General features: G+C 42.1%; 7 protein-coding genes and 1 pseudogene. 5 read left to right on the forward strand and 3 right to left on the reverse strand.

Features of this window, described 5'->3' with window-relative positions:
• The first annotated feature begins 508 nt into the window (after positions 1-508).
• Together F6J99_RS40110 and F6J99_RS40115 are read left to right on the forward strand one after the other, a co-directional pair.
• Complete coding sequence (locus tag F6J99_RS40110; protein ID WP_293121741.1) at positions 509-1,447, forward strand: nucleotidyltransferase domain-containing protein; 939 nt, start codon at positions 509-511, stop codon at positions 1,445-1,447.
• Positions 1,448-1,724: 277 nt separating this feature from the next.
• Entirely contained in the window at positions 1,725-2,483 is a 759-nt protein-coding gene (locus tag F6J99_RS40115; RefSeq protein WP_293121743.1) for a nucleotidyltransferase domain-containing protein, read from the forward strand.
• Here F6J99_RS40115 and F6J99_RS40120 read toward each other — a convergent pair.
• Positions 2,475-2,651: a hypothetical protein gene (locus F6J99_RS40120; RefSeq protein WP_293121745.1), complete on the reverse strand. Its 177-nt coding sequence runs from the start codon at positions 2,649-2,651 to the stop codon at positions 2,475-2,477. The two genes, F6J99_RS40115 and F6J99_RS40120, sit on opposite strands and share 9 nt — an antisense overlap.
• Between F6J99_RS40120 and F6J99_RS40125 the strand changes: the two genes are divergently transcribed.
• The 3 genes from F6J99_RS40125 to F6J99_RS40135 all read left to right on the forward strand — a co-directional run bounded on the left by F6J99_RS40125 (position 2,630) and on the right by F6J99_RS40135 (position 5,087).
• Positions 2,630-3,244, forward strand: a complete 615-nt coding sequence (locus tag F6J99_RS40125; protein WP_293121747.1) for a hypothetical protein — start codon at positions 2,630-2,632, stop codon at positions 3,242-3,244. The two genes, F6J99_RS40120 and F6J99_RS40125, sit on opposite strands and share 22 nt — an antisense overlap.
• 205 nt (positions 3,245-3,449) lie before the next feature.
• Positions 3,450-4,025 carry a Uma2 family endonuclease gene (locus tag F6J99_RS40130; protein WP_293121749.1) on the forward strand — a complete coding sequence of 192 codons (576 nt, stop codon included), beginning with the start codon at positions 3,450-3,452 and terminating at the stop codon, positions 4,023-4,025.
• A gap of 294 nt (positions 4,026-4,319) precedes the next feature.
• Positions 4,320-5,087: an SDR family NAD(P)-dependent oxidoreductase gene (locus F6J99_RS40135; RefSeq protein ID WP_293121751.1), complete on the forward strand. Its 768-nt coding sequence runs from the start codon at positions 4,320-4,322 to the stop codon at positions 5,085-5,087.
• 179 nt (positions 5,088-5,266) lie between these two features.
• Here F6J99_RS40135 and F6J99_RS40140 read toward each other — a convergent pair whose 3' ends face one another.
• Together F6J99_RS40140 and F6J99_RS40145 are read right to left on the reverse strand one after the other, a co-directional pair.
• Positions 5,267-5,518, reverse strand: coding sequence for a hypothetical protein (locus tag F6J99_RS40140; RefSeq protein WP_293121753.1), 252 nt, complete (start codon positions 5,516-5,518; stop codon positions 5,267-5,269).
• Positions 5,515-6,129: pseudogene (locus F6J99_RS40145) on the reverse strand (RNA-guided endonuclease TnpB family protein); the annotation flags it as partial. The gene F6J99_RS40140 and the pseudogene F6J99_RS40145, both read right to left, overlap by 4 nt.
• Between the last annotated feature and the right edge of the window lie 113 nt (positions 6,130-6,242).

Below are 6,242 nucleotides of genomic sequence, written 5' to 3' on the forward strand. Positions count from 1 at the left end.
TGATTTGCGCGGTCTTGGGGGTTTCCCCCATGAGCGACTGCATCAAGACAAGGCGAGCCTGTCTTACGGTAACTTCTAACCATGAGCGACTGCCGTGGTTTCCCCCATGAGCGACTGCATCAAGACAATGAGATGCACCCCATTGCTTTTACCATCAAACCTAAGAGGATATTTAAAAAGTTTTTTGATACTGAATTTTGCCCCCCTAGCCCCCCAATTCTGGGGGGAACAAGAATTTATTTGCTGGTAAAAGTACCCCAAACTTGGGGGATTTAGGGGGCTTTGATGTAGCAAATGATACTTCTCATACAACCTCTAAGATACAGCGGTTTTCAATTCGGTTCGGTCAGCTACAAATCTCTGGGTTTTAGGGGTCTTCGGATCAGGGCATAGGGAAATAATTTTGTGTACTTAATAGTTATTAAAAAGGCTGTATTTTAGTAAAAAATGCTATAGTGGTTTAATAGATTAAAATTGTACTAGGGTTTATACAAAAAACTTATAATAAATGAATCCTAACCTAATCTTGCCAGTTGGTACCCAAGTTGTAACTCGTGTGGCTGCTAAAAACTCTGCGGGTGAAACATTATGTGTACCAGGAGCAGTCGGTGTAATAGTAAAAGCACCAACAGATAATTCCCATGGGTATCGAGTGCGTTTGCCTAATGATAGGGAAGTTACTCTACGTCGCCATGAATTTAGTATTCGTAAACACTTCCAAAAAGAAGGGTTACAGCTCTCGGAAGACTTACTCACAGAGTTAAATTTATATGATCATGTTATCTACCGCTGTGTAGTAGGGTCGAGAGCATTTGGTCTGGATGATGAAAACTCTGATACAGACAGACGGGGTATTTACCTGCCACCAGCTGTGGTTCACTGGTCTTTGTATGGAATTCCGGAACAGTTAGAAAACCAGGAGACTCAAGAGTGCTACTGGGAGCTTCAAAAGTTTATCATTTTGGCACTGAAAGCTAATCCAAATGTGTTGGAATGTCTCTACACACCACTAGTGGAAACAGCCACTCCCCTAGCCGAGGAATTGCTAGCTATTCGAGATATTTTTCTGTCTAAGTTAGTTTACCAAACCTATAATGGGTATGTGATGTCCCAATTTAAGAAAATGGAGCAAGATTTTCGGACTAAAGGAGCAGTTCGATTAAAACATGCTATGCACTTAATCCGTTTATTGCTCTCAGGGATCACAGTCCTGAAAGAGGGATTTGTACCAGTGAAAGTTGAGGCGTATCGGCAACAACTCCTAGCCATCCGTCGGGATGAAATGCCATGGGATGAGGTTACGGCTTGGCGATTGAGCTTACATCAAGAGTTTGATGCTGCTTTTGCTAACACCAATTTGCCAGAACGTCCGGATTATGAAGCAGCTAATGGGTTTTTGATTAAAGCACGTCAAAGTAGGGTTTATGGCAAAGGGAACAGGGAATAGGGAACAGGGAGTAGGGAGTAGGGAGTAGGGAGTAGGGAGTAGGGAGTAGGGAGTAGGGAATAGGGAACCAAAATTATCACAATTCCTACACGGATTGCTATAGTTATACAGCGTTTTTAATAACTATTAGGTACATAAGTGGGCTTGACCAATTAAGAATTAAATTCGCCACGGGTCACACCTCAGGATTTTTTTCCTCTTTCCTCTTCTCTGTTCCCTGTTCCCTGTTCCCTAAAACCCAGGAATCTGTACCTGATACAATTAAAAACTGCTGTATATGAATTTAAACCAAACACTACTAACTGTAATTTCTACTCAACCCCATCCACTGTTATTTGCTACCCTCAGTGGAGCGCATTTGTATGGTTTCCCTTCACCAGATTCTGATTATGATTTGCGTGGGAGTCACATTCTGCCAGTGCAGAAGGTTATAGGACTAGAGCCGGGACCGGAAACGATTGAAGTTTCGGAAATTCGGGATTCCATAGAACTGGATCTAGTCACTCACGATATCAAAAAGTTCTTTGAGATGCTGCTGAAAAAGAATGGTTATGTCCTAGAACAGCTGTACTCACCCCTAGTTATTCACACTACACCGGAGCATGAGGAATTAAAAGCGATCGCAAAACAATGCATTACTCGCTACCATGCCCATCATTATCTAGGATTTTCCCGAACCCAATGGAAACTGTTTCAAAAGATGAGTCCATGTCGGGTCAAACCCTTGCTTTATGTCTATCGGGTGCTGTTGACTGGTATCCATTTAATGAAAACTGGGGAAATAGAAACTAACTTGGTTAAGCTCAATGAGGTGTTCCAGTTACCTTATATTCCAGATTTAATCGCTCGAAAGCTAGCAGGAGCAGAAAAGTCTGTATTGGAAGATACAAATTTTGACTTTCATGAGGGAGAATATAGTCGTCTACAGAGTAAATTAGAGGAAGCTTCTGAGTCTAGTTGGTTACCAGAAGCACCATCAGCTAAGGATGCTTTGAATGATTTGCTCTGTAGATTGAGAATGGCAAATTTACATTGAAATTGCAATAGCAAAGGGCACAGGGAACAGCGGATCTGGGAACAGGGAGCAGGGAGCAGGGAGCAGGGAGCAGGGAGCAGGGAGCAGGGAGCAAGGAAGAAAATTTCTAGAAAATGCTATAATAATAATTATAAATAAATTTTTAAATGAAAGTAAAAAAATTAGCAATTTCTAGTATTATACTTGCTCTGCTTGTGCTTGGTTGTGCTAATGAAACCCCAGCAGATAAAACCCAGCCTCGGAACGTAGCAGGAGATTGTGGTGAACGCCAATGTCAGGAAGTTTTAGCTGACCTTGGCGATAGTTTTCCCGAACAAATAGCTGAATGGGAAAAGGAGTGTAGTGATAGCAAATATTTAAATTTAAAGGTTTTTCAGAATCAAGGACAACCCCAGCGAGTCAGTTTTTTTTGTTGGGATAAACCCTTAGGAAATGGCAATCGCACTGGTACATGGTTAGGGGTTTTGCCCTTAGTAGCCAATGATTCTACGTTTGTGAAGCCATTAGTTTGCTCTAACTCTGACCAACAGTGCCAGAAAGTATTGCCTCAATTACGCACAAAGGCTCCAGAGCTAGTCCAGAAAGCCGAATTTAAATGCGCCACTAAACAGGGGTCTCTATTTTTGAGAGTTTCTGAGCAGGGAATCGATATTCGGTGCGGTTTTTTTGCCACTTCTGTTTGGGATGAAAATGGCGATGGTTTAGTGGATAATGAAGACCCAGTTAGTGTTGATATTTCAGTGGGTACTTTTAAACCCTAAGGTTTGATAATTAAGGATATAGCTGATAGTTAATACTATAGTCTTTACAAATCGATAATCAAAACTCATACTATTATAGTAGAATATCAAAAAATCAAAAAATCCTACCAGCTCTTTACTAATGTTGCTTATTCCCTATTCCCTATTCCCTATTCCCTATTCCCTATTCCCTATTCCCTCTCCGAAATTGCTATAATTATCAATTATGACTGCTCTTATTCTCAACATAGCTCCCACCATTAAACTAACTGATGAACAGTTCTTCCAACTCTGTCAGGACAATAGAGATTTACGTCTTGAGAGTACCAGCAAGGGAGAACTAATTATCATGCCACCAACGGGATGGAAAAGCGGAAACCGGAATAGCCGACTGACCCAACGTTTGGGCAATTGGGCTGATAGTGATGGAACTGGATTAGCGTTTGATTCCTCAACGGGGTTTAGGCTTTCTAATGGTGCCAATCGTTCTCCTGATGCCTCCTGGGTAAGGGGAGAAAGATTAGAAGCCCTTAATCGGGATCCTGCTAAATTATTACCAATGGCTCCTGATTTTGTAGCGGAACTCCGGTCTGCTAATGACAACCTCAAGACGTTGCAGGAAAAAATGCAAGAGTACATGGACTGTGGTGTACGTCTAGGTTGGCTAATTGACCCTCAAAATCAACAGGTAACAATTTATCGCCCTGGACAGGATAGGGAGGTTTTGCAATCCCCAAGTAGCTTGTCAGGAGAGGATGTATTGCCTGGATTTGTACTAGATTTGGCACAAATTTTGAGCTAATGTTGTTTGTTATAGCAATTCTACGACTTGTGAGGTATAAATTTATGGTTTTTAGGGAGCAGGGAGCAGGGAGCAGGGAGCAGGTAAGAGGTAAGAGGGAAAAGGGAAGAGGGAAGAGGTAAAAAATAATTTGTACCTCATAGCTACGAGAAACGCTATAATTTAAGCGTTACAATCCTATCAGGATAATTCCTCTTAACAAAAATCTGCCCTATCTCCGCAAACTTCCCAAAATTCCCCCTACTCCCTACTCCCTACTCCCTACTCCCTACTCCCTACGCGGAGCGCTAATAAATGTTTATAGATGGAATTAACAATGCCAATGCCTTAATTATCGGTTCCAATGGAGGTATTGGTCTGGCGTTTGTCAAACAGTTGCTGCAAGATCAGAGGTTTACCAAGATTTATAGCACTTATCGTCATCGTGATTCTAGTTCGGAATTAATTGCCCTTGAAAACAACTATCCTAATCGATTAGTTTGTCTATCGATGGATATTACCGACGAGTTGCAAGTATCTGAAGCTGTCAAACAAATTAGTGTAGAGATAGACAAACTCCATTTAGTGATTAATTGTGTTGGATTGCTTCATGACGGCAGCTTACAACCAGAAAAAAGCCTGAAACAGATTAATTCAGAACACTTGATGCGTTACTTCCAGGTTAACAGTATTGGAGCAGTGCTGCTGGCTAAACATTTATTACCATTATTCCGTCATAGCGATCGCAGTATTTTTGCTAGCATTTCTGCCAAAATTGGTAGTATTGGTGATAACCAACTGGGAGGATGGTATGGCTATCGAGCATCGAAAGCAGCCTTAAATATGTTTATGCGAACGGTAGCAATTGAATACAGTAGAAAAAGTCCTCAAACTATCGTTGTCACCTTACATCCTGGTACAACCAATACGCGCCTTTCTAAACCCTTTCAAAAAAATGTACCTGCTGATAAGTTATTCCCAGTAGAGCGTACTGTTACTCAACTACTGGGGGTAATCGAAAAGCTGGATAAAGGGGATAGTGGAAAGTTTTTCTCCTGGGATGGAAGCAAGTTACCTTGGTAAACTAGACTTCTTTCAGAAGTAGGGAACAGCGGATCTGGGAACAGCGGATCTGGGAACAGCGGATCTGGGAACAGTATCATAAAAATACTTTTGCAAGAGGTCTACTAATCCTTGGGTAAGTTAATTAATCAACTAAAACCAGAAGGTAGAGGGGGATAAAGGGGAAGATAATCAAGAGTTTATTCAGTCTTTAGAACTGATTCTTTGGAATCGTCTTTGGCAACGTTATCCCTAGGAAAACCTGATATCAATCCGCTTTCAATCATCAAACCAATCCCGGCATTAATCACAACTAAGCTTAAGGTTCCTAACCAAAACCAAGGCTCTCCTTCAATTCGTTTAGAAACGGCTTCTCCAAATAAGCATAAACCTAAGGGAAAAAGCAGAACTCCAACTTGAGATTTGATATACCAAATTACTTTCTTTTTCATGGTAGTGGGATACTATTTAAGAATACAATATAGTAGCTTAATGGTGTTGACACTCCCCGGTCGCGCATACGCGGGGATTCTTCGCTCAACGATCCGGCTTGCTGAACCTGGCCGAGACCAAGAACAGTAGAGGTCAGATCTCCCGAAGCGTTGGGATCCAAGATCCAGGTTCCGGTGTGCCCCACCGTACCCAAGGCTTTTTTAAGAATATTGACTGCGGCGTTGTGGTCTCGGTCTAATTTACAACCACACTTACAGACATGAGTCCTAGTAGATAGTGACTTCTTGACTACTTCGCCGCATTCTGAGCAATTTTGACTGGTATAGGCGGGATTTACTGCAACCGTCACCTTCCCAAATTTAGTGCCAAAATGCTCCATCCATTTTCTAAATTGATACCAACCTGCATCATTAATAGACTTAGCTAGGCAGTGGTTTTTAACCAAGTTTTTGACTCTTAAATCTTCATAGGCGACCAGATCGCTAGATTCGGCGAAGCCGACGCTACGCGAACGGATTACGCAACGTGCTAGTCTCTTGGCATGTTCTTCACGCTGCCTACTTATTTTAAGGTGCTGTCTACCTAGTCTGTTAATTGCTTTGTTACGGTCGATGCCCGGTATTATCCGGGGCACCTCCGCTCCAGAACCGTGCGTGAAAGTTTCCCCTCACACGGCTCCTGGGTAAACTCGGTCTTTGACCGGCCTTTTGGCTTGCTCCAGTG

The sequence above is a fragment of the Moorena sp. SIO4G3 genome (genome assembly GCF_010692305.1).
Lineage (GTDB): Bacteria > Cyanobacteriota > Cyanobacteriia > Cyanobacteriales > Coleofasciculaceae > Moorena > Moorena producens_A.